The sequence below is a fragment of the Mycolicibacter kumamotonensis genome, assembly GCF_002086285.1.
Classification (GTDB): domain Bacteria; phylum Actinomycetota; class Actinomycetes; order Mycobacteriales; family Mycobacteriaceae; genus Mycobacterium; species Mycobacterium kumamotonense.
This window is the reverse complement of sequence record NZ_MVHU01000005.1, coordinates 155319-181343: the sequence shown is the minus strand read 5'-3', so window position 1 is coordinate 181343 and position 26025 is coordinate 155319. Positions and strand designations below refer to the sequence as shown.

The window sequence follows — 26025 nt, the reverse complement described above, 5'->3', positions numbered from 1 at the left end:
TCTGCTGACTCTGCTGGAGAAGCAACGGCAATCGTTCGTCGCCGACGGCCCGCCCGGCGTGGCGGTGCGACGTGACCGCATCGACCGGTTGATGGCGATGGTGCTGGACAACACCGATGCCTTCGTCGAAGCGATGGCCACTGATTTCGGCACCCGGTCACGGTCGGCGTCGCTGGCGACCGAGTTGGTCGGCATGGTTCCGGTGGTCGAGCACACCCGCTCGCACATCAGGCAGTGGATGCGGGCCGGCAAGCTGATGCGGGGCGCCCGCCTGGTCGGGCTGCATGCCGAGGTGCAGCCCAGCCCGCTGGGCGTGGTGGGCATCATCGGGCCGTGGAACTTCCCCCTACAGCTGGTGGTGCTGCCCGCGGCGGCGGCGTTCGCGGCCGGCAACCGGGTGATGATCAAGATGTCCGAGATCACCTCGCACACAGCCGAGTTGATGCACCGGCTTGCGCCGGACTACTTCGCCGGCGACGAGCTGTGCGTCGTCACCGGCGGATCGGATGTGGCCGCCGCATTCGCGCGACTGCCGTTCGACCACCTGTTCTTCACCGGCTCCCCATCGGTGGGCGCGTTGGTGCAGCGCGCCGCGGCAGAGAACCTGGTCCCGGTGACCTTGGAGCTGGGGGGCAAGAACCCCGTCGTGGTGGCACCCGGCGCCGACATCGCGCGATCGGCGGCCCGGATCGCCTCGGCCCGGATGGTCAACGGCGGGCAGGTCTGCGTCTGCCCGGATTACGTGCTGGTGCCCGAACGCGACGTCGAGGCATTCGTCGACGTCGCCCGGCGGACGCTGGGAGACATGTTTCCGACCATCCTGACCAACGGCGACTACTGCTCCAGCGTCAACGAGGCAAACTTCGACCGCGTACTGGGCCTGATCGACGACGCACGCGAACGCGGCGCCACCGTAGAGATTGTCGCTCCGGACGGTGAGATGCTGCCGGATCGCGCCTCCCGCAAGATCGCGCCGACCATCGTGCGCGACGTCGACGCGAGCATGCGGATCGCCGAGGAGGAGATCTTCGGCCCGGTGCTGACGGTGCAGGGATACCGCAGCCTCGACGAGGCCATCGACGAGATCAACGCGCGTCCCGCTCCGCTGGTCGCCTACTGGTTCGGCCCCGGCGACAAGGACTTCCGTGACTTCGTGCGGCGCACCAGAAGTGGCGGAGTGGCCCGCAACGACTTCGCCGCGCAGATGATCCCGTCCGGCGCGCCGTTCGGTGGCGTGGGGCGCAGCGGCATGGGCGCCTACCACGGCAAGGCGGGCTTCGACGCGTTCAGCCACTACCGGACGGTGGTCGGTTCCGATCTGCCGTTCAGCCTGACCGGATCCGCCGCGCCGCCGTTCAAGCCGGGGATGCGGTGGTATGCCGACGCGATGGTGCGCAGGGCGCGCAACCGGACCCGTCGGCGCCTGGCGAAGCGCTAACCCTGCTCGGCCTGCGCGCGCGCCCACCGATAGTCGGCCTTGCCGGCCGGGCTCCGCACGATCTGGGGCCGGAAGACGATCGCCTTGGGCAGCTTGTAGCGGGCCAGCGATGCGCCGGCGTGCTCGATCAGCTCGGTGGCGGTCGCGGACGCGCCGTCGGCGAGAGCCACCACGGCCACCACCTCCTGGCCCCACCGTTCGCTGGGCCGCCCGGCGACCACCACGTCGAGCACGGCCGGATGTGAGGCGATCGCCGTCTCGACCTCTTCGGCGAAGATCTTCTCCCCGCCGGAGTTGATCGTCACCGAGTCGCGGCCCAGCAACTCGATCGACCCGTCGGCCAAATGCCGCGCCCGGTCGCCCGGAACGGCGTAGCGCACCCCGTCGATCACCGGGAAGGTCGCAGCGGTCTTGGCGGCATCGCCCTTGTAGCCCAACGGCACATAGCCGCGCTGCCCGAGCCAGCCCAGGCCGTCATGCCCCGGCTCCAGCACGGCGCTGAGATCTTCGGCCACCACGCAGGTGTCCGGCCCGGCGGTGAAGTTTCCGGTCGAGACCGCACCCGACGTCGACATGTGACGCATCTGTGCGCCGGTCTCCGACGAGCCGACCCCATCGATGACCATGGCGCCGGGCAGCGTCTCGATCACCTGCTGCTTGACATACGGGGTCAGCAGCGCGCCACCGTTGGCCACCACCATCAGCGACGACACGTCCGCGGTGCCCTGCTGTATCGCGGCGATCAGTGGCCGGGCCATCGCGTCGCCGACCACGGTCACCGACAACACCTTCTCCCGCTCGATGGCGCGCACTACGTCGTCGGCGTCGAAATGGTCTACCACCGAAGGGAAAACCAGGGTTTGGCCGGTGTTGATCGCCGTCATCACCGCCCACTGCGCGGCGCCGTGGATCAGCGGCGGCAAGATCATCAGCTTGACGCCGGGATTCTCCCGGGCCGGTCCCACGATGTCGTCGATGCAGCTGACCTCTTCGGCCGTCATCAGGTTGCGGCCACCGAACGAACCCATGAAGATGTCGTGCTGACGCCACAGCACGCCCTTGGGCATCCCGGTGGTGCCGCCGGTGTAGAGCACGTAGAGGTCATCGGGGTCCGGCTGCACCGGCGGCGGCTGCGGCGAGCTGCCCGCCAGCACCGTCTCGTAGTCCACGGCACCGTCGAGCAGGGCGTTGCCGGAGTCGTCGGCGATCTGGATCAGCACCCGCAGGTGCGGCAGGTCGGGCAGCACCTCGGCGAGGGTGGGGGCGAACGCGGCGTGATACACCAGTGCGGTAGCGCCGGAATCGGCCAGCAGGTAAGCCAATTCGTTGCGGACGTAGCGGTAGTTGACGTTGAACGGGGCCAGTCTGGCGGCGAAACTGCCCAGCAGGGTCTCGATGAACTCATTGCCGTTGTAGGCGTAGATCCCGAGCAGATCCTGGCCGGTCTCGTGTGGGGCCAGCTCCGATCGCGGCGTGTGACAGCCCAGCCCTTGCGCGTGCAGGTAGGACGCCAGCCGGTTGGACCGCTCGGCGATCTGGGCGTAGGTGTAGCGCCGATCGCCCTGGATCACCAGGTCGCGATCGGGAATCGCCGCGGTTATCGCGTCGGTGACGACCGGGACGGTGAATTGGCTCGCCACGTCTGCATCAGCTCCTCGGTGGTGGTGATCGTCGCCAGCAGGGACAGGGTGTTCTCGATCATCGCAGCCCCGTTCTCGGCCGGCACACCGGCCACCGGATCGCGCGCAGAACCACCCGGTAGGCGGCGTCGACCGCGTCTATCACCAGGTTCGTTCGGTGCGCTCGGGTACCACCACAACCGCCAGCGCGACGCTCATGCTCGGGCAGCAGCGTCGGCGGGTGCCGCGTCGTAGAACTGCGTCGCCCATTTCCGCAGAGTCATAAACGGTTTCGCGTCGGTCTTGGCCAGTGCGGGGTGCTCGATGTAGCGCTGGTGCCGCCAGATGCCCAGGTCGTCTTCCACGGTGGTTAGAAACTGCTTCTCGACGCGCTCCCGGATGTCGTCCGGCGGGGCTGGCGAATCGTCGCCGGGGATCCGCGGCCACCAGATCGAATAGAACAGATCCGAGCGGCCGTCGTCGACCGGTGTGCAGGCAAAGATCAGCCGGTGCTGCTGCACGCCTTCGAAGATGCTGATCGCCCCGCCGAGGCCGAACAGGTGCGAGTGGAATCGCAGCGCCATCGCCTCGGGGTCGTCGCTGTTGACGTCGGGAAAGCCGGCGACGAAGTGCCATTCCCGGTCGGCCATCTGCCACTCGAGCACCCGCGGTGTCACCGTGGCATGGTGTACGTACTGGAAATGTGCGCTGTCGGCGGCGTTTTCGGCGACGATCTGCGGATGGACCGGCTCGCCCTTCAGGCGTCGGGAGAACTCCGGGTACGCCCGGTAGTAGTCCTTCGGCCCGGCGGTGAACTGCGGGAATTTGCCGAAGATGTCCGGCATCTCCCACCCGGGTTCCCGGCCGTCGGGATGGTGCCAGACAAACACGCAACCGTGCTGCTCCAAGACGGGGTAGACGCGAAGGCGCAGCGCCTTGTTCGGCCGGTCCGGCTGATAGGGGATGAACTCGTTGCAGCCGTCGGGACCCCACTGCCACCCGTGGAACGGGCACTCGACACGCTCCTCGACCACCTTGCCGCCGTGGCCGAGGTGAGCGCCGAGATGCTTGCAGTGCGCCTCCATCACGTGCAGCTCGCCGGACTCGCCCCGGTAGGCGACCAGCTCCTCGCCGAAGTAATGCAGCGCGCGGGTCGTTCCCACCTCGAACTCGAGTGACCAGCCGACCATGAACCAGCCGGTGACCTTCCAGGTGAACGGAACCTTCATCGCTGACCTCCCACGAGCATCCAATCGAATACCGTACCGTAACCCTATCGGTATCGGTACCCGCGGCGCCGTGCGCATCCCGGACTTATCCTCACCGGGCAGATGCAGCTGAACCGCGCGATTCCTTCAAGGAGTGGTCAGGTGACGAACCAACGTGTACTCGACGAGCTGGGCTACTACCTGCTGGCCGGGGCGGGTGGCGAAGGTCCGGCCACCCTGACCGAGGAGGCCCGCCGTGGCGAGGAACTCGGATTCGGCACCGCGTTCATCTCCGAGCGCTGGAACGTCAAGGAAGCATCATCGCTTGCAGGTGCGGCGTGCGCGGTCACCAGCCGGATCCAGATCGCCACCGCGGCAACCAATCACAACACCCGCCATCCGCTGATCACCGCGTCGTGGGCCACCACCCTGCACCGGCTGTCCCGTGGAAGATTCACCCTGGGCATCGGACGCGGCGTGGGCGCGGTTTACGCGGCGTTCGGCATACCGGCGGTGACGACCGCGCAGATGGAGGACTTTGCACACGTGATGCGGCGGCTGTGGCGCGGCGAGGTGATCCTCAATCATGACGGGCCGATCGGGCGCTATCCCGTGCTGGCGCTGGACACCGACTTCGATGAGGACATCCGACTGGCGCTGGTCGCATTCGGACCCAACACCCTAGCGCTGGGAGGCCGGTTGTTCGACGACGTCATCCTGCACACCTTCTTCACTCCGGAAACGTTGCAGCGCAGCGTGAAGACGGTGAAGAGCGCCGCCGAGCGGGCCGGACGCGACCCGGACGAGGTGCGGGTGTGGTCATGTTTCGCCACGGTCGGTGACCACCTCCCCGAGGAGCTGCGGCTGAAGAAGACCGTTGCCCGGCTGGCCACCTACCTGCAGGGCTACGGCGATCTGATGGTCGCCACCAACAACTGGGATCCGGCCGTACTGCGCCGATTTCGAGAAGACCCGGTGGTGACCTCGATTCCCGGGGGCATCGATCACAAGGCCAGCGCCGAGCAGATCGAGCACATCGCGACGTTGATCCCCGGCGAATGGCTGGAACCGTCGGCGACCGGGCCGGCCCGCCGCTGCGCCGAGCGCATCCGGGCCGAGTTCGGCTACGGCGCCGACGCGGTGATCATGCACGGCGCCACTCCCGACGAACTGGAGCCGGTCGTGACCGCCTATCGCGACCTCGCGACCTGACGGGCCAGATCAGTCCAGGCCGCCGCGGATGGCATCGAACGCGTCGCCGAGCGCCTGCGGCAGTGGCAGCGACGCATCATCCAGCCAGTGTTCGTAGGCGCTCAGCGCAACTCCCAGCATCATCCACGCCACCGTCTGCGGTCGCAGGTCGGTCGGGGCCACCCCGTCGCGGCGCGCCACGAATTCGGCGATGACGCTGCGCCACCCCGCATACATCGTCATCGAGTAAGCCTGGAGTTCGTCGGTTTGCAGGATCACCCGCATCCGTCGGCGATGCCGGGCCGTCTCGCCTTCGTCGAAGGTGTTGAACGCCAACAGGGCCGAACGGAGCGCGTCGCCGAGCGGGGCGTCGGGATCGATTCCGTCCAGGAGCTCGCGCAGCTGCCGCAGATGTGCGTCGAAGTCACCCCAGGGAATCGCGTTCTTGGAGGCGTAGTACCGAAACAGCGTGCGACGGGCGATGCCCGCGGCGTGTGCGACGTCATCGACGCTGACCTCGGCGAATCCCCGGGTGGCGAACAGATCGATGGCCACGTCGGCGATGTCTGCCCGGGTGGTCGAGCGCCGACGGCCGACCCTCGCCTGCACCTGCGATCTGGTCCCGGCCACTTTTCTCCCGACCCATCTTCCGTTCTGACACTCGATGCCATATCCTGACCGGGATTGTGACCGATCCGACAGTGCGCTGTCGACCGAATTGCGAGGAAAGACCCGAGCCATGGACACCCAGCAGCAGACCGAAGCCAGCACCCAGACCGACCTCGTCGTCGAGAACCTGGTCGAGGAAGTATCCATCGACGGTATGTGCGGGGTCTACTGACCGTGTCCGTCGCCGCCGGAGCGGCGCGCGTCACCGATACCTTCAACCCGGATCTGGGCTGGCGCCTGCATCCGCAGGTCGCGGTGCGGCCGGAGAACTTCGGCGCGCTGCTGTATCACTTCGGGACGCGCAAGCTGTCGTTCCTGAAGAACCTCACCATGGTCACGCTGGTCAACTCGCTGGCCGAGCACCCCGACGCGAGGTCGGCCTGCCGTGCCGCGGGGATCGACGCCGCCGCCGAGCCGGCCTACCTGCGTGCCCTGGGCGTCCTGGCGGCGTCCGACATCCTGATCGCCGCGGACCCCGAGGAGACACCGTGACCGCCCCCGCCGCCCCCACCCTGGTCGAGCACTTCGAACACGGCCTGGATGCGCCGATCTGCCTGACCTGGGAGCTCACCTACGCCTGCAACCTGGCCTGTGTGCACTGCCTGTCAGCCTCGGGCCGGCGCGACCCGCGTGAGCTGTCCACGCAGCAGTGCAAGGACATCATCGACGAGCTGGAACGCATGCAAGTGTTCTACGTCAACATCGGTGGCGGCGAACCCACTGTGCGAGACGACTTCTGGGAGCTGGTGGACTACGCCACCGCCCACCACGTCGGGGTGAAGTTCTCCACCAACGGTCTGCGGATCACGCCGGAGGTGGCGGCCAAGTTGGCGGCCAGCGACTACGTGGATGTCCAGATCTCTCTCGACGGCGCCACCGCCGAGGTCAACGACCCGATTCGCGGCAAGGGCTCCTTCGACATGGCGATCCGCGCACTGGAGAACCTGTCGGCGGCCGGATTCGCCGACACCAAGATCTCGGTCGTGGCAACCCGTCACAACATCGACCAGCTCGACGACTTCGCCGCGCTGGCGGCGCGATACGGTGCCACGCTGCGAATCACCCGACTGCGTCCGTCCGGTCGGGGTGTGGACGTCTGGGATGACCTGCACCCGACCGCCGACCAACAGCGCCAGCTGTACGACTGGCTGGTCGCCAAGGGCGAAGGCGTGCTGACCGGGGACTCGTTCTTCCACCTGGCGCCGTTGGGTGAATCCGGTGCGCTGGCCGGGCTGAACATGTGCGGTGCCGGCCGGGTGGTCTGCCTGATCGACCCGGTCGGCGACGTCTACGCCTGCCCGTTTGCCATCCACGACGAATTCCTGGCCGGAAATGTGTTGGCCGATGGCGGATTCGCTCAGGTCTGGAGGCATTCCGAGCTGTTCAACGAGCTGCGCAGCCCCAAGGCGGGCGGTGCCTGTGCCAGCTGCCCGCTGTATGACACCTGCCGCGGCGGCTGCATGGCCGCCAAGTTCTTCACCGGCCTGCCCATGGACGGACCCGACCCGGAATGCGTCCGCGGGTTCGGCGAGCAGGCACTGGCCGGCGAGCGACAGAAACCGCGCCCGAGCAGCGACCACTCGCGCGGACGGCGCAGCAGCGCGCCGCGGTCCCTGACGGTGCTGACCCCGGCCCCGACGAAGCCCCCCAAGCGGCTCTGCGACGAAAGTCCGATTTGATCCATGGCTCGTGATATCTGGTTCGAGACCGTCGCCATCGCCCAGGAGCGGGCGCGCAAACGCCTCCCGAAATCCGCCTACTCATCCCTGATCTCGGCTAGTGAGAAGGGAATCACCGTCTCCGACAACGTCGAGGCGTTCAGTGAGCTGGGTTTCGCCCCGCACGTGGTCGGCGCGCCGGAGAAGCGTGATCTGTCGACAACCGTTATGGGCCAAGAGCTTTCATTGCCAGTGATGATCTCACCGACGGGTGTGCAGGCTGTCCACCCGGACGGTGAGGTGGCCGTAGCGCGGGCGGCTGCTGCGCGCGGCACGGCGATGGGGCTGTCGTCGTTCGCCAGCAAGCCGATGGAAGAGGTCATCGCGGCCAATCCCAAGACCTTCTTCCAGATCTACTGGTTGGGGGGCCGCGACGCGATCGCCGAACGCGTCGAGCGCGCCCGGGCCGCCGGTGCGGTGGGCCTCATCGCCACCACCGACTGGTCCTTCTCGCACGGCCGGGACTGGGGCAGCCCCAAGATCCCGGAGCGGATGGACCTCAAGACCATGGTCAAGATGATGCCCGAGGCCCTGACCCGACCGCGGTGGTTCCTGCAGTGGGCGAAAACGATGCGTCCGCCGAGCCTGCGGGTGCCCAATCAGGGCCGGCGCGGCGAAGCGGGCCCGCCGTTCTTCCAGGCCTACGGCGAGTGGATGGGAACCCCGCCGCCGACCTGGGAGGACATCGCCTGGCTGCGAAACCTCTGGGGCGGGCCGTTCATGCTCAAGGGCGTCATGCGCGTCGATGACGCGAAAAAAGCTGTGGATGCCGGGGTTTCGGCAATCTCGGTGTCGAACCACGGTGGCAACAACCTGGACGGCACGCCCGCTGCGATCCGGGCCCTGCCGGCCGTCGCCGAGGCGGTGGGCGACCAGGTCGAAGTTTTGCTGGACGGCGGCATCCGGCGGGGCAGCGACGTCGTCAAGGCGCTGGCGCTGGGCGCTAGGGCGGTGATGATCGGACGCGCCTACCTGTGGGGGCTGGCCGCGGCGGGGCAACCCGGGGTGGAGAACGTTCTCGACATTATGCGCGGCGGCGTCGATTCGGCCCTGATGGGCCTCGGGCGGGCCTCGGTGCACGATCTGTCGGCGGACGACCTGCTGATTCCGGCCGGCTTCACCCGCGCGCTCGGTGTGGCGTCCGAGGAGGGCCGCTAGCCCGGGCAGGCCGCCCACCTGCGAACTCAGGGTCCGGCCGCTGATACTCCCGTGGCACACGGGACGGGCGTGGTGATCCGTGCTGGGGCCGGGCCACCGGCGATCAGAAATTTCTTTGTCGTGATCGCCAACAACTGGTGTACGGCAGGTGAATTCGCTTACCATCGTCCGATGGCGGTTCGCGGCGACCTCGGTAGCTCGACGTCGAGCCAGCTGCCGGGGCAGTCGGTGACGGTGCTGGTACCCGTCGGGGCCACAGAGCAGCACGGGCCGCACCTGCCCCTGGACACCGACACCCGGATCGCGCAGGCACTGGCCCGGGCGGTCTCTGAGCGGTTGGCCGGGTCCTCAGCGGGCTCCGGCGGGCACGGCTGGCCGGTCGCGCCGGCGGTGGCCTACGGCGCCAGCGGGGAGCATCAGAGCTTCGCCGGAACCATCTCGATCGGCACCGAGGCGTTGAGCGGGCTGCTGGTGGAGTACGGCCGGTCGGCTTGTTGCTGGGCGCAGCGGCTGGTCTTCATCAACGGCCACGGTGGCAACGTCCAGGCACTGGCTGAGGCGGTGGCCCGGCTGCGCTTCGAGGCCCGCGACGTCGCCTGGCTGCCCTGTGCGGCCGCGGATGCCGACGCCCACGCCGGCCACACTGAAACCTCTCTGCTGCTGCATATTTCGCCCGGCGACGTAAGACTCAGCCAGGCGCGTCCTGGTAACAGTGCCCCGCTGGCGCAGCTGCTGCCCGCGATGCGCAGCGGCGGTGTCGCTGCGGTCAGCGCGGTCGGAGTGCTCGGCGATCCGACCACCGCCACCGCCGAGGAAGGGCGCCGGCTCTTCGCCGAGATGGTCGAGACCAGCGTCGCGGCGATCGAACAGTGGGCTCCCCGGCCGGACGGGATGCTGCGATGACCCCGCCCCGCCTGCCTGACGGTTTCGCGGTACAGGTCGATCGGAAGGTGCGGGTGCTGGGCAGCGGGTCGACGCTGTTGGGCGGTTCACCCACCCGGTTGCTGCGGTTGGCACCTGCGGCGCAGGGGATGCTGTCCGACGGCCGCCTGGAAGTACGCGACGCCGTCAGTGCACAACTGGCCCGCACCCTGTTGGATGCCACGGTTGCCCACCCCCGGCCGGTAGGCGGACCGTCGCATCGTGACGTGACTGTGGTTATCCCGGTGCGGGACAACGTTGTCGGGCTCAATCGGCTGATCGCCTCGCTGCGCGGCCTGCGGGTTGTCGTGGTGGACGACGGGTCGCAGGTGCCGGTCGTCGCGGAGGATCTGACCGAGGCGCGCTGCTGTGAGGTCGAGGTGCTGCGCCATCCGGAGAGCCGGGGTCCGGCGGCCGCACGCAACACCGGGCTGGCCGCCTGTAAGACGGACTTCGTCGCGTTCCTGGACTCCGACGTGGTGCCGCGCCGTGGCTGGCTCGAAGCGCTGCTGGGCCACTTCTGCGATCCCACCGTCGCGCTGGTGGCGCCCCGCATCGTCGGAATGGTCGCCCACGACCACCTGGTCGCGCGGTACGAGGCGATCCGTTCCTCGCTGGACCTCGGTGGCTGCGAAGCGCCCGTGGTTCCCTACGGCAAGGTCGCCTACGTCCCGAGCGCGGCCATCATCTGCCGCTGTTCGGCCCTGCGTGAACTGGGCGGCTTCGACGAGGCGTTGCGTTCCGGTGAGGATGTCGATCTGTGCTGGCGACTGGTCGACGCCGGTAACCGGTTGCGCTATGAGCCGATCGCGCTGGTTGCGCACGATCATCGGATTGCGCTGCGGGATTGGGTTGCGCGCAAAGCCTTTTACGGCGGGTCAGCCGCACCGCTGTCGGCACGCCACCCGGACAAGACCGCGCCGATGGTGATCTCCGGTTGGGCGCTGGCGGGCTGGGCGCTGATGACGCTCGGCTCGGCGCTGGGCTACCTGGTGTCGTTGGCGATCACCGCGCTGACCGGCCATCGGGTCGCCAGGTCCATGCGGGGCCCGGACACCGCGCCCGCCGACGTGCTGGCGGTGACCCTGCGTGGTCTGGCGTCGGCTGGACTGCAGATCGCCTCGGCGCTGTGCCGGCACTACTGGCCCATCGCGCTGTTGGCCGCGTGCGTGTCGCAGCGCTGCCGCCGGGTGGTGCTGTTGGCGGCGGTCAGCGACGGAGTGGTCGACTGGCTGCGGCACGCGCGCAGCGATGGCGACGACTCGCGGCCCCTGGGACTGCCGGCCTACCTGCTGCTCAAACGGGTCGACGACCTGGCGTACGGGGCCGGCCTGTGGGGCGGCGTGCTGCGGGAGCGCAACCTCGCCGCACTCAAACCGCAGATCCGCAGTTAGGTCGCTTTGACGGCTTCGATGGTGCACAGCGATGCCCTGGTGGTGGGGGCGGGCAGCGCGGGAGCAATTGTGGCAGAACGGCTGTCGGCAGATCCGGCCTGTACCGTTACGGTGTTGGAGGTTGGGACCGGGCTTGGCGATCCGATCCTGGCGATGCAGGCGGCGAACGGCAGACGCCTGCCGATCGGCCCCGGAAGCCGACTGGTGCGGCGCTATGAGGCGGTGTTGATCGGTCAGACCGACCGTCCGGCGACGATCGTGCGCGGCGCGACGATCGGCGGTTCCGGTGCGGTCAACGGCGGCTACTTCTGCCGGGGGCTGCCGGCCGACTTCCACGGCTGGCCGGCGGGCTGGTCGTGGCCTGACGTGCTGGCCGGTTTTCGGGCCATCGAGACCGACCTGGACTTCACCGGTGATCAGCACGGTGACAACGGGCCCATACCGGTTCAGCGCACCCGTGAAATGTGCGATGGAACAAAATATTTCATCGACTCCGTACAGCGGTGCGGGTTCGATTGGATTCCGGACCTGAACGACGCGACGATGACGTCGCTGCCCGGTGCGGGTCCGGTGCCGCTCAACATCGTCGATGGCGTGCGCACCGGGCCGGGCGCGGCGTACCTGCTGCCCGCGCTTGAGCGGCCGAATCTGACGGTGCTCACCGAGACCGAAGCCGTCCGGGTCGAGATCGAGCACGACCGGGCCCGAGCGGTGCACGCCGTCGGGCCGTCCGGGCCGATTCGGCTGACAGCAGACCGAATCGTGTTGTGCGCCGGGGCGATCGAATCGGCACACCTGCTGATGCTGTCCGGGATCGGCCCGGAGACGATGTTGCGGCAGTCGGGTATCGCGGTGCTGGCGGAGCTTCCGGTCGGAAGGCGCTGTGCCGACCACCCGGAGTGGCTGGTCACGGCCGACTGGCCGGGAACGCCGGACCGCGCTGTCCTCGAGGCCGTGCTGTGCGACGGCGGCCTCGAAATCCGGCCCTATTCCGCCGGTTTCGCCGCGATGGTCGACGGCGGCGGGTCGGTCGGGCCGCCCGAGATCGGGGTGGCGCTGATGACGCCGCTGGCCCGCGGCCGGTTGACGCTGGTCTCGGGCGATCCGAGGGTCGCGCCGCGCGTCGAGCACCGCTATGACACCGAGCCCGACGACCTGACGGCACTGCGCGGGGGGGTCGCGCTGGTCGCCGAGATGCTGGGATTGAGAGCCGACGCCGCACCGCGCTGGTCGACGTCGCAGCACTTGTGCGGCAGCGCGCCGATGGGCTCGGACACAGACGAAGCCGCGGTCGTCGACGAACGGTGCCGAGTGCGGGGCATCGAGGGTCTGTGGGTGATCGACGGCTCGGTGCTACCCCGGATTCCCAGCCGGGGACCCCACGCGACGATCGCGATGCTTGCTCATCGGGCGGCCGGGTTCGTTCGTGGCGACTAACGCAGCCGGTAGCGCACCGGCAGGTGTTTGACGCCGCCGACGAACGTGGTCGAAATCAGCTGCGGCTCACCGGTCATCTCGATGGAGTCCAGCCGGGGGATGAGTTCACGGAAGAAACTGTCGATCTCCATGCGGGCCAGGGCGGACGCCACGCAGAAGTGCACGCCGTAGCCGAACGACAGGTGCTTGTTCGGGTCTCGGCCGACGTCGAAGGCGAACGGGTTGTCGAACACCTCCTCGTCGTGGTTGGCCGAGACGTAGGACAGGTAGACCGATTCGCCTTCGGCGATCGGCACCCCGCGCACCTCGGTGTCGGCGGTGGCGGTGCGCATGAACTCCTTGACGGGAGTCACCCACCGGATGATCTCCTCGACCGCGGTGGGCATCAGAGCAGGGTCGGCGCGCAGTCGCTCCCGCTGTTCGGGGTGTTCGATGAGTGCCCGCAGCCCGCCACCGATCGCCGCGCTGGTGGTGTCGTGGCCGGCGGTGGCGATGATGACGTAGTAGGAGGCGGTGTCGAGGTCCGACAGCGGCTCTCCGTCGATGCGGGCGTTGGCGATGGTCGACCCGAGATCCTCGGTGGGGTGGGCGCGCCGGTCTGCGGTCAGCGCGTTGAAGTAGGAGAAGAAGTCCAGCAGCACCGGCAGCTGTTCCTCGGGGGTGATGCCGCGCCGGTATTCGTCGTCGTCGCCGCCGAACAGTTCCTGGGTCAACCGCAGCATCCGCGGGAAATCCGACTCCGGCAGGCCCAACAGCGACATGATCACGTACAGCGGGTAATTCAGCGCAATATCCTGGACGAAGTCGCACTCGGGGCCGATCCGCACCATCTCGTCGACGTAGCGTTTGGCGAGTTCGTCGATGCGTGCCTTCATCGCCCGCATCGCTTTGGGGCGAAACCAGTCGGAGACGATGCTGCGCATCTTGTGGTGAAGCGGGTCGTCCATGTGGATGAGGGTGCGCAGTCCCATTCCGGACTCCAGCAGGGAGCTCCCCAGGTCGTCGGCCTCGGCGGTGGCCAGCACCGGCCGCGGCTCGTTGATCCACAGCACGTTGTCGCGCTCGATGTCCATGATGTCGGCGTGCCGAGTGATCGCCCAGAACGGCCGGTAGGGCGGCTTGTCCACCAGCGACACCGGCGCGTTAGCCCGTAGGTGGGTCAGCGCCGCGTGCAGCCGCGGCTCGTCGGCGTAGGCGGTCGGGTCCGCGAACACCTGGGCGGCCTGGTCGATTATCGGTGCACTCACGGCGGCTCCTCAACACAATTTCTTGACACGTGTCAGTTTCGGTCCAGTGTCGGCGATATCCGCCGTCATGGTGGCGCTTTGCGGCGATCCGTCGGGTTTCATCCGGCGGTCCGGCTTCGCCTCTCCTTCGTCGAGCCTTGCTCACCGTCGGATTAGGCTCATCGGTCATGTCGACCGGATCTCATCGCCGCCGCGGCCTGCGGGCCGGCGCCGCAGCGCTGGCGCTGCTCGCGGCGCTGGCCGGCGGCTGCGCGCGCTCCGACGGCGCCTCGCCGCAACCGGGCATCGGGCCCCGAGCGGTAGCGCTCAACGCCGACGTGGTGCGCACGGCAGCCGGGCTGCTGCGCGGGACGGTGGGACCGGATCACCGCCTGTTCCAGGGGATCCCGTACGCGGCGGCGCCGGTCGGGCCGCTGCGTTGGCAGCCACCGGCACCGATGCCAGCGTGGCAGGGCGTGCGCGACGCCGTGAAACGGGGCCCGTGGTGCATTCAGCCGGACACCGCCGAGGTGGACCCGACCAGCGAGGACTGCCTGTCGCTCAACGTGTGGACGCCGACCGGTTCGGCCGCCGAGCCGCTGCCGGTCATGGTCTGGATCCATGGCGGCAGTTTCATGCGGGGCGCCGGGGACATCTACGACGCGCAGCGGCTGTCGGTGCGGGGCCGCATCGTCGTCGTCACCATCAACTACCGGCTGGGAGCGCTGGGATTTTTGGCCGACCCCGCACTGGGCGAGGTCGGCAACTACGGGCTGGCCGATCAGCAGGCGGCGCTGCGCTGGGTTCGCGACAACATCGGCTCGTTCGGCGGCGACCCGGCCAAGGTGACCATCGCCGGGGAATCGGCCGGCGGCATGTCGGTCTGCGATCACCTAGCCGCACCGGAGTCGGCCGGGCTGTTCCGGGCCGCGATCATCCAGAGCGGCCCGTGCCAGGCGCAGGTCGAGGCCCCCGAGGCCCGGCGGATCAGCCGCGAGTACACCCAAGCCTTGGGCTGTGCGGACCCCGGCAAGGAGGCCGCCCCCGAGGATCCGGAGGTCGCGGCCTGCCTGCGCGCACTGCCGGCCGACCGGCTGGCCAAACCGCTGTGGTACGCCCGGTTCGGCACCGACCAGCTCAGCGGCCCGGCGGTGGGAACCCCGCTGCTGCCCGAGGACCCGGTGCGGGTGTTCCGCGACGGCCGAGGCGGCCAGGCGGCCCGGGTGCCGGTGCTGCTGGGCGTCAACCGCGACGAGTTCACCATGTTCGTCGCGCTGCGCTATCTGCGGGTGGGCCGAGAGATCGCCGCCGCGGAGTACCTCGACGAGCTGGAGGACACCTTCGGCTCCGGTGAAGGCGCCGCGGTCGCCGATCACTATCCGCCGGCCCGGTTCGGCGGCAGTACTTCACTGGCGTACGCGGCCGCGGCGACCGACGACATCTTCGCCTGCTTGACCGACCGGATGGCCCGCGGGCTGGCGGCCGGCGCGCCGGTGTACGGCTATGAGTTCGCCGACCCACACGCCCCGGCGCCGGAGCTCTACGACACCGTGCCGTTTCCGATCGGCGCCACCCATTCGCTGGAGATGCGCTACCTGTTCGACATCGGCGGCGCTCCACCGCTCGATCCCGCGCAGCGACGGCTCTCCGACCAGATGATCGAGTACTGGACCGGTTTCGTGGTCACCGGCGCACCGATCGGTGTCGGCCAGCCCGACTGGCCCGAGATCGCCACCGGCGCCGAACGCCGGTGGATGTCACTGCGGCCCGATGGCAGCCGGTTGATCACCGATTACGCCGCCGAGCACCAGTGCGAGTTCTGGGCGACCGTGCGCGGCTGACCCACACCGATCTGCCGGCGATCACGCCGGCGTCACCCAGGTGGTGATATCGGCATGCACGACCTCGGCGCCGCTGCGATCGGTGACGCTGACCGGCACGACGACCTCGGCGCCGTCGGTGATCGCGGCGAAGTCCGGCGGTTCCAGCCGGGCGGTGGCCCGCAGCGACGTCGTCGCCTTGGCCAGGTAGGCCACGTTCATCGCCTTGGGGATCCAGCGGTGGCTGGACGGCACGGTGGCCTCCATCAACATCCCCATCGCGACTTCGGCGGCGTTGCAGGAGGCGATCGCATGCACCGTGTGTAGGTGGTTGTAGACGAACGGCCACTTGGGCACCAGCACCTCGGCCAGCCCAGGCTCCATCCGGACCACGTGCGGCAGCACCGACGTGAAGTAGGGGACCCGCGCCATGGCCGCGGCCGAGAACAGCCGGGTTCCGCCGGGGATGCCCGCGAGACGCCGCCAGGCCCGATATGTACTGGTAGATCCGGTCATGCCGAACGATCTTACTGACAAGTAAGATCGCCGGTCGGACGGCTCGTCGGCGGCCGGGTCGGGGCGCCGGCGGTGATACGGCCGGGGATTTGGCCGCTGACCCGATCTGGGGCATACTGTTCAGGTTCGCCTGCGCCGGGGTTGCCCCTGGCCGGGCATACGACCAGCGCCCACCCGGGCGCGTCCGGTCCCACTCTCGCAGCACGGAGTTTTTTCACCGTGAACGAGGCCGTGTGCGGGCGACACGCCCGACCGCGGGGACCGGTGGACCAGGACAGGTAAACAGCGGCGGCAGCACCTAGCGCAATGTCCATGCCGGCCCGGCGGGCCGAAAGGGCGAAAGTGCGCGGGGGCACGGAGTAGACCAGCGGGGCCGGAGACCGGACCCCCTTGCAGGAGTGAGGTAGCAGAAGCGTGGCGGGACAAAAGATCCGCATCAGGCTCAAGGCCTACGACCATGAGGCTATTGACGCCTCGGCGCGCAAAATCGTCGAGACCGTCACCCGCACCGGTGCGTCCGTGGTGGGCCCGGTGCCGCTGCCGACCGAGAAGAACGTGTATTGCGTCATCCGGTCCCCGCACAAGTACAAGGACTCGCGGGAGCACTTCGAGATGCGCACCCACAAGAGGCTGATCGACATCCTCGATCCCACGCCGAAGACCGTTGACGCCCTGATGCGCATCGATCTGCCGGCCAGCGTCGACGTCAACATCCAGTAGGAGCCACGAGAAACCATGGCACGTAAAGGTCTTTTGGGTACCAAACTGGGCATGACGCAGGTGTTCGACGAGAACAACAAGGTCGTGCCGGTCACGGTCGTCAAGGCCGGGCCCAACGTGGTGACCCGTATCCGCACCCCCGAACGCGACGGCTATTCCGCCGTGCAGCTCGCTTACGGCGAGATCAGCCCCCGCAAGGTCAACAAGCCCCTGGCCGGTCAGTACGCGGCGGCCGGGGTCAACCCGCGCCGGCACCTGACCGAGCTGCGGCTGGACGATGAATCCGCCGCCGCCGAGTACGAGGTCGGCCAGGAGCTGACCGCCGAAATCTTCGCCGACGGCGCCTACGTCGACGTGACCGGAACCTCCAAGGGCAAGGGCTACGCCGGCACCATGAAGCGGCACGGTTTCCGCGGCCAGGGCGCCGGTCACGGCGCCCAGGCGGTGCACCGCCGACCGGGTTCGATCGGCGGCTGCTCGACCCCCGGCCGGGTGTTCAAGGGCACCCGGATGTCGGGCCGGATGGGCAACGACCGCGTCACCACTCAGAACCTGGTGGTGCACAAGGTGGACGCCGAGAACGGCGTGCTGTTGATCAAGGGCGCCATTCCGGGACGCAACGGCGGGCTGGTTCTGGTCCGCAGCGCGATCAAAAAGGGTGAGAAGTAATGGCCGGCATCAAGATTGACGTCAAGACACCGGACGGCAAGAAGAGCGGCTCGGTCGAGCTGCCCGCCGAGCTGTTCGACGCCCCCGCCAACATCGCGCTGATGCACCAGGTGGTCATCGCTCAGTTGGCCGCGGCCCGGCAGGGCACGCACTCGACCAAGACCCGCGGCGAGGTCAGCGGCGGTGGCCGTAAGCCGTACCGGCAGAAGGGGACCGGCCGCGCCCGTCAGGGTTCGACCCGGGCGCCGCAGTTCACCGGTGGTGGCGTGGTGCACGGCCCGAAGCCGCGGGACTACAGCCAGCGCACCCCCAAGAAGATGATCGCCGCCGCGCTGCGCGGCGCGCTGTCGGACCGGGCGCGCAACGGCCGGATCCACGCGATCACCGAGCTGGTGAGCGGGCAGACCCCTTCGACCAAGAGCGCCAAGGCGTTCCTGGGCTCGATCACCGACCGCAAGCAGGTGCTGGTGGTCATCGGCCGGACCGATGAGACCGGTGCCAAGAGCGTGCGCAACCTCCCCGGTGTGCACATCCTCTCGCCGGACCAGCTCAACACCCACGATGTGCTGCGTGCCGACGACGTGGTGTTCAGCGTCGAGGCCCTGAACGCCTACATCGAGGCGCACACCGCCAAAACCGAGGAGGTTTCGGCCTGATGGCGACCGTCACCGACCCCCGCGACATCATCCTCGCGCCGGTCATCTCCGAGAAGTCCTACGGACTGATCGAGGACAACGTGTACACGTTCGTGGTGCACCCCGACTCGAACAAGACGCAGATCAAGATCGCGATCGAGAAGATCTTCGCCGTCAAGGTCGCATCGGTGAACACCGCGAACCGGCCGGGTAAGCGCAAGCGGTCCCGGGCCGGCTTCGGCAAGCGCAAGGACACCAAGCGCGCCATCGTGACCCTGGCGCCCGGCAGCAAGCCGATCGACCTGTTCGCCGCACCGGCCTGACCGGAGTGAGAGAGAGACCTAACTGACATGGGAATCCGCAAGTACAAGCCGACGACACCCGGTCGTCGCGGTGCCAGCGTCTCCGATTTCGCCGAGCTCACCCGCTCTCACCCGGAGAAGTCGCTGGTTCGGCCGCTGCACGGCCGCGGTGGGCGTAACGCCCACGGCCGGATCACCACCCGGCACAAGGGCGGTGGCCACAAGCGCGCCTACCGGGTGATCGACTTCCGTCGCCACGACAAGGACGGCGTCAACGCCAAGGTCGCCCACATCGAGTACGACCCGAACCGCACCGCCCGCATCGCACTGCTGCACTACTTGGACGGCGAGAAGCGCTACATCATCGCCCCGCAGGGCCTCTCGCAGGGCGACGTGGTGGAGTCGGGTGCCAACGCCGACATCAAGCCGGGCAACAACCTGCCGCTGCGCAACATCCCGGCCGGCACCCTGGTGCACGCCGTCGAGCTGCGCCCGGGCGGTGGCGCCAAGCTGGCCCGCTCGGCCGGGTCCAGCATTCAGCTGCTGGGCAAGGAAGGCGCCTACGCCTCGCTGCGGATGCCGTCGGGTGAGATCCGCCGCGTCGACGTGCGCTGCCGCGCCACCGTCGGCGAGGTCGGCAACGCCGAACAGGCCAACATCAACTGGGGCAAGGCCGGCCGGATGCGGTGGAAGGGCAAGCGCCCGTCCGTCCGTGGTGTGGTGATGAACCCGGTGGACCACCCGCACGGTGGTGGTGAGGGCAAGACCTCGGGTGGCCGGCACCCGGTCAGCCCGTGGGGTAAGCCGGAGGGTCGCACCCGCCGGCCGAACAAGCCCAGCGACAAGCTCATCGTCCGACGCCGGCGCACCGGCAAGAAGCGCTAGGAAGCGGAGGGAAAGCGATGCCACGCAGCCTCAAGAAGGGTCCGTTCGTCGACGACCACCTGCTCAAGAAGGTCGACGTTCAGAACGAGAAGAACACCAAGCAGGTCATCAAGACCTGGTCGCGTCGGTCGACGATCATCCCGGACTTCATCGGGCACACGTTCGCCGTGCACGACGGCCGCAAGCACGTCCCGGTATTCGTCACCGAGTCGATGGTCGGGCACAAGCTCGGCGAATTCGCTCCGACGCGCACCTTCAAGGGACACATCAAGGACGACCGGAAGGCTAAGCGCCGGTGAGCGTAACGACTGAATATCCGTCCGCTGTCGCCAAGGCCCGCTTCGTGCGGGTGTCGGCCAGCAAGGCGCGCCGGGTGATCGACCTGGTGCGCGGCAAGTCCGTGGCCGAAGCGCTGGACATCCTGCGCTGGGCGCCGCAGCAGGCCAGCCTGCCGGTGGCCAAGGTCATCGCCAGCGCGGCGGCCAACGCCGAGAACAACAACGGCCTGGACCCGTCCACCCTGGTGGTGGCCACGGTCTACGCCGACGAGGGCCCGACCGCCAAGCGGATCAAGCCGCGCGCGCAGGGGCGTGCCTACCGGATCCGCCGGCGCACCAGCCACATCACCGTGGTGGTGGAGAGCCGGCCGGTGGCCCGCGGAGGCTCGGCGCAGTCCGCCGGTGCCGCCCGGGCGCGTCGTGCGCAGGCCAGCAAGGCCGCCGCCACGAAGGCGCCGGCCACCAAGGCCCCGGCGGCCAAGGCAACCGAGAAAGCGGCGGCGAAGAAGGCGCCCGCCAAGAAGGCGGCAACCAAGAAGGCGCCTGAGACGTCCGACGCGAAGGAGGGCTCGGAGTAATGGGCCAGAAGATCAACCCGCACGGCTTCCGACTCGGGATCACCACCGACTGGAAGTCGCGGTGGTACGCCGACAAGCAGTACGCGGACTACGTCAAGGAAGACGTGGCGATCCGCCGGCTGCTGTCGACCGGCCTGGAGCGCGCCGGCATCGCCGACGTCGAGATCGAGCGCACCCGCGACCGGGTTCGGGTAGACATCCACACCGCCCGGCCGGGCATCGTCATCGGCCGTCGCGGCACCGAGGCCGACCGGATCCGTGCCGACCTGGAGAAGCTCACCGGCAAGCAGGTGCAGCTGAACATCCTCGAGGTCAAGAATCCCGAGTCGCAGGCGCAACTGGTGGCCCAGGGCGTCGCCGAGCAGCTGAGCAACCGCGTGGCGTTCCGCCGGGCGATGCGCAAGGCGATCCAGTCGGCGATGCGCCAGCCCAACGTCAAGGGCATCCGGGTGCAGTGCTCGGGCCGTCTCGGCGGCGCCGAGATGAGCCGCTCGGAGTTCTACCGTGAGGGCCGGGTGCCGCTGCACACGCTGCGCGCCGACATCGACTACGGGCTGTACGAGGCCAAGACCACCTTCGGCCGGATCGGTGTGAAGGTCTGGATCTACAAGGGCGACATCGTCGGTGGCAAGCGTGAGCTCGCCGCTGCCGCACCGTCGGCCGACCGTCCCCGCCGGGAGCGGCCGTCGGGCACCCGCCCGCGCCGTAGCGGCGCCTCGGGTACCACCGCGACCAGCACCGACGCCGGGCGGGCCGCCGAGAGCACCGAGAACACCGCTGCTGCGGAAACCGTCCAGGAAAGCGCAGTGACCGCGGAGCAAGCAACGCAGAGCACGGAGAGCTGAATCATGTTGATTCCCCGTAAGGTCAAGCACCGCAAGCAGCATCACCCGAAGCAGCGCGGCATCGCCAGCGGCGGCACCGCGGTGACGTTCGGTGACTACGGCATCCAGGCACTGGAACACGCCTACGTCACCAACCGGCAGATCGAGTCGGCGCGTATCGCCATCAACCGGCACATCAAGCGTGGCGGCAAGGTGTGGATCAACATCTTCCCGGACCGCCCGCTGACCAAGAAGCCCGCCGAGACCCGCATGGGTTCGGGTAAGGGTTCCCCGGAGTGGTGGGTCGCCAACGTCAAGCCGGGCCGGGTGCTGTTCGAGCTGAGCTACCCCAACGAGGCCATCGCCCGCGCCGCACTGACCCGGGCGATCCACAAGCTGCCGATCAAGGCGCGCATCGTCACCCGAGAGGAGCAGTTCTGATGGCAGTGGGAGTTTCCGCTGGCGAACTGCGCGAGCTGAACGCCGACGAGCTCGTCGAGCGGCTGCGCGAGTCCAAGGAGGAGCTGTTCAACCTGCGTTTCCAGATGGCGACCGGGCAGCTCAGCAACAATCGTCGGCTCCGCACGGTGCGCCACCAGATCGCGCGCATCTACACCGTGTTGCGCGAACGGGAACTGGGCCTGGCGGCCGGTCCCGATGGTTCTGAAGGCGAGGCATCGTAATGGCACAGGCTGCAAAGGCTAAGGCCACGGAGAAGGGCCCCAAGCACACTCCGCGCACGGAGAAGCCGCGGGGCCGCCGTAAGACCCAGATCGGTTACGTGGTCAGCGACAAGATGGAGAAGACCATCGTCGTCGAGCTCGAGGACCGGGTGAAGCACCCGCTCTACGGCAAGATCATCCGGACCACCAAGAAGGTCAAGGCGCACGACGAGAACAACGCGGCGGGCATCGGCGACCGGGTGTCGCTGATGGAGACCCGCCCGCTGTCGGCGACGAAGCGCTGGCGCCTGGTGGAGATCCTGGAAAAGGCCAAGTAGGCCGATCTGGTTACGCCGGCACCCTGACCCGCGCCAGGGGTTGCTCCGCGGTGGTGCCGAGTGGCACCTGCAGCGACTCCTGCTCGTCGACGGGCCGCGCCGGAACCGCTAGCGTCCGGTTCCTGGGCGTCGGCAGGCTGGTACGCAGCGCGGTCAGCTGCCGGCCGTTGAGGCGGTTCAATCCGGCCGACATGTTTCGGCGTAGTCGGTCGGAGCTGTGGTAGCGCACCAGCACCGAAACCTCGGTGTGGTGATTGCGTGCGATCAGCCGGACGGTGACAGCGGTGGTGTCGGCTTCGGGTTGCCAGAGCCGTTCCAGATTCTCCGTGGTGATGTCGCGCGGCGACATCCAGAACGTGGCCGCGAGCTGTTTGGATCCCTTGCGTTGCTTCTGCTTCAACCGGCGCCGCCTCCGGCGGATCCGGGTGGGAGACAGCCCGGCCAGCACCGCGGCATCGACGTCGGCGAACTCCTCGGCCGGTAGTACGCGAGCCATGATGTGCCGCTCCTGCAGATCGTGGGCGAGCCGCTCGGTGGCCACCGCAAGTGTTGCCGCCACCGAGTCGCGAACGGCCACCGCGTCGGCGTTACGCATCGGGTCCATCCGCAGAATCAGCCAGGTGTCTCGCGAGTCGGCGACGACGGGCGCTGCCGGTGTCGGCCCGTCATCGGCGGGGGAGGTGTCGCCGTCGTCGCCGGCGTGGCGCGTTCGCACCGAGACGATGTCGATACCGTCGAGCCGCACATCGAACTGCCGCAGCGCGGCGGCGGCGAGTCCGGCCGGCAACGCCGCCGGCGGTCGGTGGCCGCGCCCGTGGCGGCCCGAGGTCTGCGGTGGCAGTGGCCCCACGGCGATCACCGTCACCAACTGGCCTCGGTGCTCGCGGAGGCCGACGACATCGTGGCTGTAGCGTCGGCGATGATCGAATCCAGACGTGCAGCCTTCACTGAGGAACGACGCCGGATTGGCGAATCGATCCAGTATCCGCGCCAGCACTATCGCCGTCAGCGGAACCCGGCGGTGGGTGATCAAGGCGGCCAGCGTCACCACCGCCGCGAGGCCGACGCCCGGCCACCAGGCGCGGGCCGCTGTCCCGAGCTCATCGGGCCAATGGCCGGCGATCGCCAGGATCGCGATGTCGATGAGAAATACCGTGGTCACCCGCAGCCAGGACAGATTCAGCCCAAAAGTATGCTGTGCCTTCATCGTTGCGCCTGCTTCATGGTCCCCCCGACAAATTTCCATGATTCGTGCGGTGACCGGGTTTCCCGGTTCAGTTGCACGCCAAACATCCCAGGCCCCCTGTTCTGGAGACCTGGGATGTCGGACCGGCCGTCGATGACGGGCAGGTGTCTAAAAGTCCTCAAAAGCCGAGGAAGCTGAACGGATCGATGCTGCCCGCGAGGTCCGCGGTGGAGTCGGCGGCACCTCCCGCAGCATCCGTGGCTCCTCCCGCGGCATCTGCGGCGGTTCCGGCGGCGGCGTCGGCGGCACCCCCGGCGGCGTCGGCCGCACCCCCGGCGGAGTCGGCGCCCAGGGCGGACAGCCCGCTGAACGCGTCACCCGGGTCAAGCAACGCGGCCGCGTCGAAATCGGTCGGGACGTTGAAATCCCCGAACGGTGTGACCAGGGTGTCTGTGATGGTATTCGCGGCGCCGTCCGTCCCCGGAATATCGGTGTAGATGTTCTCGAAACCGTTGCCGAAGTTCGCGACGTCATAAACCGTTCCCACGGCCGGCAGGTCGGCGGCGGTCGCACCGCTGGCCGGGTCCACGTCGGTGATGGTGAACTCCGTGTTATGGATTCCGCCGAACAGGTTGGTGACATTCTCGCTGGCAGTGACATTGCCGAGGTCGGTGGCGCCGGACCCGGTGCCGCTGCTGACGTCGAAAGACTGCTCGCCCTCGCCGACTTGGAAGAGCGGCGGTGCGCTGAACAGCGGCGTCAGTGGCGTGAAGCCCTCCGAACCGTCGGCCTGGACCGGTGTGAAGGTGTCCTGGCCGATGGTGAAGCCCTCGCTACCGGTAGGCGTGGTGTCGCCGGGCGTGGTGTCCGGGGTGCCGACGGTCGGCGTGATCCCGCCCGTGTCCCCCGGCGACGATCCTGTCGTGCCGGCCTCGGGTGTCGCGCCGGTGCTGGGCGTGATCGCACCGGTGTCACCGAGCAACGTGGGGCTGGGCGCGTTCACGTCCGGGCCGAGGGCGCCGGTGCTGCCGAGTAGCGCGGTTGCCCCCGGATTGCTTGCCAGCCCGCTCGCCAAGGAGGTGCTGCCGACGTCGCCCACCGTGCCGGCACCATTGTCGGCCAAAGCGACTCCGGTGGGCACGAATGTGGTCGTGAGTAGACCCGCGGTAACACCGCTGACCGATAATATGATCCGACGATTCATTTCGGTGCGTTCCTTCCGTTCTTCGATGTTCCCGGCCGTGAGCTCACCTTTGAACTCGCCCGGGGCAGAGGTGAACATCGTCAATTCGCCCGCCGCCCCGGGCACCGCGCACATCGCGATTCCGACATATTGCGTCAATAGCATTGGGCGACAACGTATGTCCGGACACCCGGGACAGTGATCCATCCCCCTCAGCGCCCTCGTCAGACGCTAACGGGTCGACGCCGCCGCCACCACCCCTGTCGGCAGATACTTCAACAGTTAATTTCAATGTAGAGAATCGCTGTCATCGATCGACGCACGTAATGGCGACGATGTAAGTCCTTGGGGCAGTTACCTTATGGCTACGGTCAGTGTTTCCCCCAGTTCGGTCTCAGCCGAATCAAAGTAATCATCTTGTCGGAATGGAACTTTCGGTTTGGCCGATCCGAGTCGACCTGCACACTGATCGCTATGGAACTTCGCCAGCTGAAGCATTTTGTTGCCGTGGCCGAAGAGTTGCATTTCACCCGGGCGGCGGCGAAAGTCCACGTGGTGCAGTCGACGTTGTCCGCGTCCATCAGCGGGCTGGAACAGGATCTCGGCACCGCCCTGCTGGTTCGCAACAATCGTCGCGTCGAACTCACCGCCGCCGGACAGGCGTTGCTGCCAGACGCACAAAACGCCCTGGCCGCCGCAGAACGTGCACGCGCTGCCGTCGACGCCGTTCGCGGATTGCTGTCCGGAAAACTTGCGGTGGGGATGATCCAGGGGCTGGGGACCATCGACCTGCCCGCCCTGCTGGCCCGCTATCACCGAAGCTTCCCGCGCATCGAGATCACGTTGCGCCAAGACGCCATCGACGCGCTGGTGAACGCGACGGCCGACGGGGGACTGGACCTTGCCTTTGTCAGCCGCCCCTATGACCCGAACCGGGTGAAGGAACTGTCGCTGGGCACTGAGTTCCTCGTCTTGGCGGTGCGCCGTGATGACCCCCTCGCCCGCCAGGACATCGTCGCCCTGACCGATCTGCAGCGGCGGGAGTTCATCGAGCGCCGGGCGGATCTTCGGACCCGCCTGCACATCGACAGCATCTGTGCCGGCCTCGGATTCGAGCGGACCATCTGCGCAGAGACCAACACGCCGGGAGATCTGGTCGATCTGGTTGCCGCCGGTTTGGGCATCGCCTTCCTGCCGCCGGCGCTGGTGGCCACCTCCGAGCACATCGTCGCCGTGGCGACCGATCCGGGGATCCCCCGTGAGCTGGCACTGATCACCCCCAGCGAGCGTGCGCCCTCACCGGCGGCAGCGGCATTCCTCGGTGAACTGCTGTCGGCCGGCACCGCAGCGAACCGGGCACCCGGCCGCTGGCAACAGTCCGCGGTCTGAAAACCCCCGGCCTCGTCGCCCGAGCCGGTAGTCTCGCACCCGATCCGGGGGCTGACAGCGG

29 protein-coding genes and 1 pseudogene are annotated in these 26025 nt (G+C 68.3%); 22 read left to right on the top strand and 8 right to left on the bottom strand.

Annotated features, from left to right (window positions below; translation table 11 throughout):
• The first annotated feature begins 10 nt into the window (after positions 1–10).
• On the top strand, positions 11–1438 hold the full coding sequence (locus BST28_RS05755) for an aldehyde dehydrogenase family protein (RefSeq protein ID WP_083080298.1): 1428 nt from the start codon (positions 11–13) through the stop codon (positions 1436–1438).
• Here the strand turns inward: BST28_RS05755 and mig are convergent.
• From mig to BST28_RS05740, 3 genes and pseudogenes are all read right to left on the bottom strand, one after another.
• Positions 1435–3078 carry a medium-chain acyl-CoA ligase Mig gene (gene mig, locus BST28_RS05750; RefSeq protein ID WP_083080276.1) on the bottom strand — a complete coding sequence of 548 codons (1644 nt, stop codon included), beginning with the start codon at positions 3076–3078 and terminating at the stop codon, positions 1435–1437. The two genes, BST28_RS05755 and mig, sit on opposite strands and share 4 nt — an antisense overlap.
• A pseudogene (locus BST28_RS24625) lies at positions 3036–3229 on the bottom strand (hypothetical protein); the annotation flags it as partial. The pseudogene BST28_RS24625 and the gene mig, both read right to left, overlap by 43 nt.
• 43 nt (positions 3230–3272) lie before the next feature.
• Positions 3273–4286: an aromatic ring-hydroxylating oxygenase subunit alpha gene (locus tag BST28_RS05740; protein ID WP_065287199.1), complete on the bottom strand. Its 1014-nt coding sequence runs from the start codon at positions 4284–4286 to the stop codon at positions 3273–3275.
• Between the two features lie 141 nt (positions 4287–4427).
• Between BST28_RS05740 and BST28_RS05735 the strand changes: the two genes are divergently transcribed.
• Complete coding sequence (locus BST28_RS05735) at positions 4428–5477, top strand: TIGR03857 family LLM class F420-dependent oxidoreductase (protein WP_420093427.1); 1050 nt, start codon at positions 4428–4430, stop codon at positions 5475–5477.
• A gap of 9 nt (positions 5478–5486) precedes the next feature.
• Here the strand turns inward: BST28_RS05735 and mftR are convergent, their stop codons facing one another.
• Positions 5487–6086 (bottom strand): mycofactocin system transcriptional regulator MftR, encoded by a 600-nt coding sequence (gene mftR / locus BST28_RS05730; protein ID WP_083080274.1) that lies wholly within the window; start codon positions 6084–6086, stop codon positions 5487–5489.
• A 109-nt stretch (positions 6087–6195) separates the two neighbouring features.
• Between mftR and mftA the strand changes: the two genes are divergently transcribed.
• The 7 genes from mftA to mftG all read left to right on the top strand — a co-directional run bounded on the left by mftA (position 6196) and on the right by mftG (position 12753).
• Positions 6196–6297, top strand: a complete 102-nt coding sequence (gene mftA, locus BST28_RS05725; RefSeq protein WP_065287202.1) for a mycofactocin precursor MftA — start codon at positions 6196–6198, stop codon at positions 6295–6297.
• Between the two features lie 2 nt (positions 6298–6299).
• A complete protein-coding gene (gene mftB / locus BST28_RS05720; RefSeq protein ID WP_083080273.1) occupies positions 6300–6617 on the top strand; it encodes a mycofactocin biosynthesis chaperone MftB in 318 nt (105 codons plus the stop codon).
• Complete coding sequence (mftC, locus tag BST28_RS05715; protein WP_019735252.1) at positions 6614–7804, top strand: mycofactocin radical SAM maturase; 1191 nt, start codon at positions 6614–6616, stop codon at positions 7802–7804. Before mftB ends, mftC begins: the two co-directional genes overlap by 4 nt.
• A 3-nt stretch (positions 7805–7807) precedes the next feature.
• Complete coding sequence (mftD, locus tag BST28_RS05710; protein ID WP_065287205.1) at positions 7808–9001, top strand: pre-mycofactocin synthase MftD; 1194 nt, start codon at positions 7808–7810, stop codon at positions 8999–9001.
• 171 nt (positions 9002–9172) lie between these two features.
• The gene (gene mftE, locus BST28_RS05705; RefSeq protein WP_065287206.1) at positions 9173–9904 is read left to right on the top strand and encodes a mycofactocin biosynthesis peptidyl-dipeptidase MftE; all 732 of its coding nucleotides are present in this window, start codon (positions 9173–9175) and stop codon (positions 9902–9904) included.
• A complete protein-coding gene (gene mftF / locus BST28_RS05700) occupies positions 9901–11316 on the top strand; it encodes a mycofactocin biosynthesis glycosyltransferase MftF (RefSeq protein ID WP_065287296.1) in 1416 nt (471 codons plus the stop codon). The genes mftE and mftF overlap by 4 nt, the downstream gene beginning before the upstream one ends.
• Positions 11317–11322: 6 nt before the next feature.
• Positions 11323–12753, top strand: coding sequence for a mycofactocin dehydrogenase MftG (gene mftG / locus BST28_RS05695; protein ID WP_083080271.1), 1431 nt, complete (start codon positions 11323–11325; stop codon positions 12751–12753).
• Here mftG and BST28_RS05690 read toward each other — a convergent pair.
• Positions 12750–14000 (bottom strand): cytochrome P450, encoded by a 1251-nt coding sequence (locus BST28_RS05690; protein ID WP_083080269.1) that lies wholly within the window; start codon positions 13998–14000, stop codon positions 12750–12752. The genes mftG and BST28_RS05690 overlap by 4 nt on opposite strands.
• Positions 14001–14167: 167 nt before the next feature.
• Here BST28_RS05690 and BST28_RS05685 point away from each other — a divergent pair, with 167 nt between their 5' ends.
• Complete coding sequence (locus tag BST28_RS05685; RefSeq protein ID WP_065287209.1) at positions 14168–15820, top strand: carboxylesterase/lipase family protein; 1653 nt, start codon at positions 14168–14170, stop codon at positions 15818–15820.
• A gap of 21 nt (positions 15821–15841) precedes the next feature.
• On the opposite strand, the gene BST28_RS05680 is transcribed toward BST28_RS05685, so the two are convergent.
• The gene (locus BST28_RS05680; RefSeq protein WP_065287210.1) at positions 15842–16315 is read right to left on the bottom strand and encodes a hotdog fold domain-containing protein; all 474 of its coding nucleotides are present in this window, start codon (positions 16313–16315) and stop codon (positions 15842–15844) included.
• Positions 16316–16729: 414 nt separating this feature from the next.
• Here BST28_RS05680 and rpsJ point away from each other — a divergent pair, with 414 nt between their 5' ends.
• From rpsJ to rpsQ, 11 genes are read left to right on the top strand one after another with little or no spacing between them, the layout of a single operon-like run.
• Positions 16730–17035, top strand: coding sequence for a 30S ribosomal protein S10 (gene rpsJ, locus BST28_RS05675; protein WP_003883485.1), 306 nt, complete (start codon positions 16730–16732; stop codon positions 17033–17035).
• 15 nt (positions 17036–17050) lie between these two features.
• Positions 17051–17704, top strand: coding sequence for a 50S ribosomal protein L3 (rplC, locus tag BST28_RS05670; RefSeq protein WP_019738630.1), 654 nt, complete (start codon positions 17051–17053; stop codon positions 17702–17704).
• Entirely contained in the window at positions 17704–18360 is a 657-nt protein-coding gene (gene rplD / locus BST28_RS05665) for a 50S ribosomal protein L4 (protein WP_065287211.1), read from the top strand. Before rplC ends, rplD begins: the two co-directional genes overlap by 1 nt.
• A complete protein-coding gene (gene rplW, locus BST28_RS05660) occupies positions 18360–18662 on the top strand; it encodes a 50S ribosomal protein L23 (RefSeq protein WP_019737227.1) in 303 nt (100 codons plus the stop codon). Before rplD ends, rplW begins: the two co-directional genes overlap by 1 nt.
• A gap of 27 nt (positions 18663–18689) precedes the next feature.
• On the top strand, positions 18690–19526 hold the full coding sequence (gene rplB, locus BST28_RS05655) for a 50S ribosomal protein L2 (protein ID WP_019737226.1): 837 nt from the start codon (positions 18690–18692) through the stop codon (positions 19524–19526).
• Between the two features lie 17 nt (positions 19527–19543).
• A complete protein-coding gene (gene rpsS, locus BST28_RS05650; RefSeq protein ID WP_006245110.1) occupies positions 19544–19825 on the top strand; it encodes a 30S ribosomal protein S19 in 282 nt (93 codons plus the stop codon).
• Positions 19822–20382: a 50S ribosomal protein L22 gene (gene rplV / locus BST28_RS05645; protein ID WP_065287212.1), complete on the top strand. Its 561-nt coding sequence runs from the start codon at positions 19822–19824 to the stop codon at positions 20380–20382. Before rpsS ends, rplV begins: the two co-directional genes overlap by 4 nt.
• Positions 20382–21227 carry a 30S ribosomal protein S3 gene (rpsC, locus tag BST28_RS05640; RefSeq protein WP_083080268.1) on the top strand — a complete coding sequence of 282 codons (846 nt, stop codon included), beginning with the start codon at positions 20382–20384 and terminating at the stop codon, positions 21225–21227. Before rplV ends, rpsC begins: the two co-directional genes overlap by 1 nt.
• A 3-nt stretch (positions 21228–21230) precedes the next feature.
• On the top strand, positions 21231–21647 hold the full coding sequence (gene rplP / locus BST28_RS05635; protein ID WP_019737223.1) for a 50S ribosomal protein L16: 417 nt from the start codon (positions 21231–21233) through the stop codon (positions 21645–21647).
• The gene (gene rpmC, locus BST28_RS05630; protein WP_019737222.1) at positions 21647–21889 is read left to right on the top strand and encodes a 50S ribosomal protein L29; all 243 of its coding nucleotides are present in this window, start codon (positions 21647–21649) and stop codon (positions 21887–21889) included. The genes rplP and rpmC overlap by 1 nt, the downstream gene beginning before the upstream one ends.
• Positions 21889–22206 (top strand): 30S ribosomal protein S17, encoded by a 318-nt coding sequence (rpsQ, locus tag BST28_RS05625; RefSeq protein ID WP_083080266.1) that lies wholly within the window; start codon positions 21889–21891, stop codon positions 22204–22206. The genes rpmC and rpsQ overlap by 1 nt, the downstream gene beginning before the upstream one ends.
• 10 nt (positions 22207–22216) lie before the next feature.
• Here rpsQ and eccE read toward each other — a convergent pair whose 3' ends face one another.
• Together eccE and BST28_RS23995 are read right to left on the bottom strand one after the other, a co-directional pair.
• Positions 22217–23413: a type VII secretion protein EccE gene (gene eccE, locus BST28_RS05620; protein ID WP_083080264.1), complete on the bottom strand. Its 1197-nt coding sequence runs from the start codon at positions 23411–23413 to the stop codon at positions 22217–22219.
• A gap of 157 nt (positions 23414–23570) precedes the next feature.
• On the bottom strand, positions 23571–24533 hold the full coding sequence (locus BST28_RS23995) for a hypothetical protein (protein ID WP_162111896.1): 963 nt from the start codon (positions 24531–24533) through the stop codon (positions 23571–23573).
• Between the two features lie 516 nt (positions 24534–25049).
• On the opposite strand from BST28_RS23995, the gene BST28_RS05610 reads away from it, so the two are divergent.
• Positions 25050–25964, top strand: a complete 915-nt coding sequence (locus BST28_RS05610; RefSeq protein WP_083080263.1) for a LysR family transcriptional regulator — start codon at positions 25050–25052, stop codon at positions 25962–25964.
• The last annotated feature ends 61 nt before the right edge of the window (positions 25965–26025 follow it).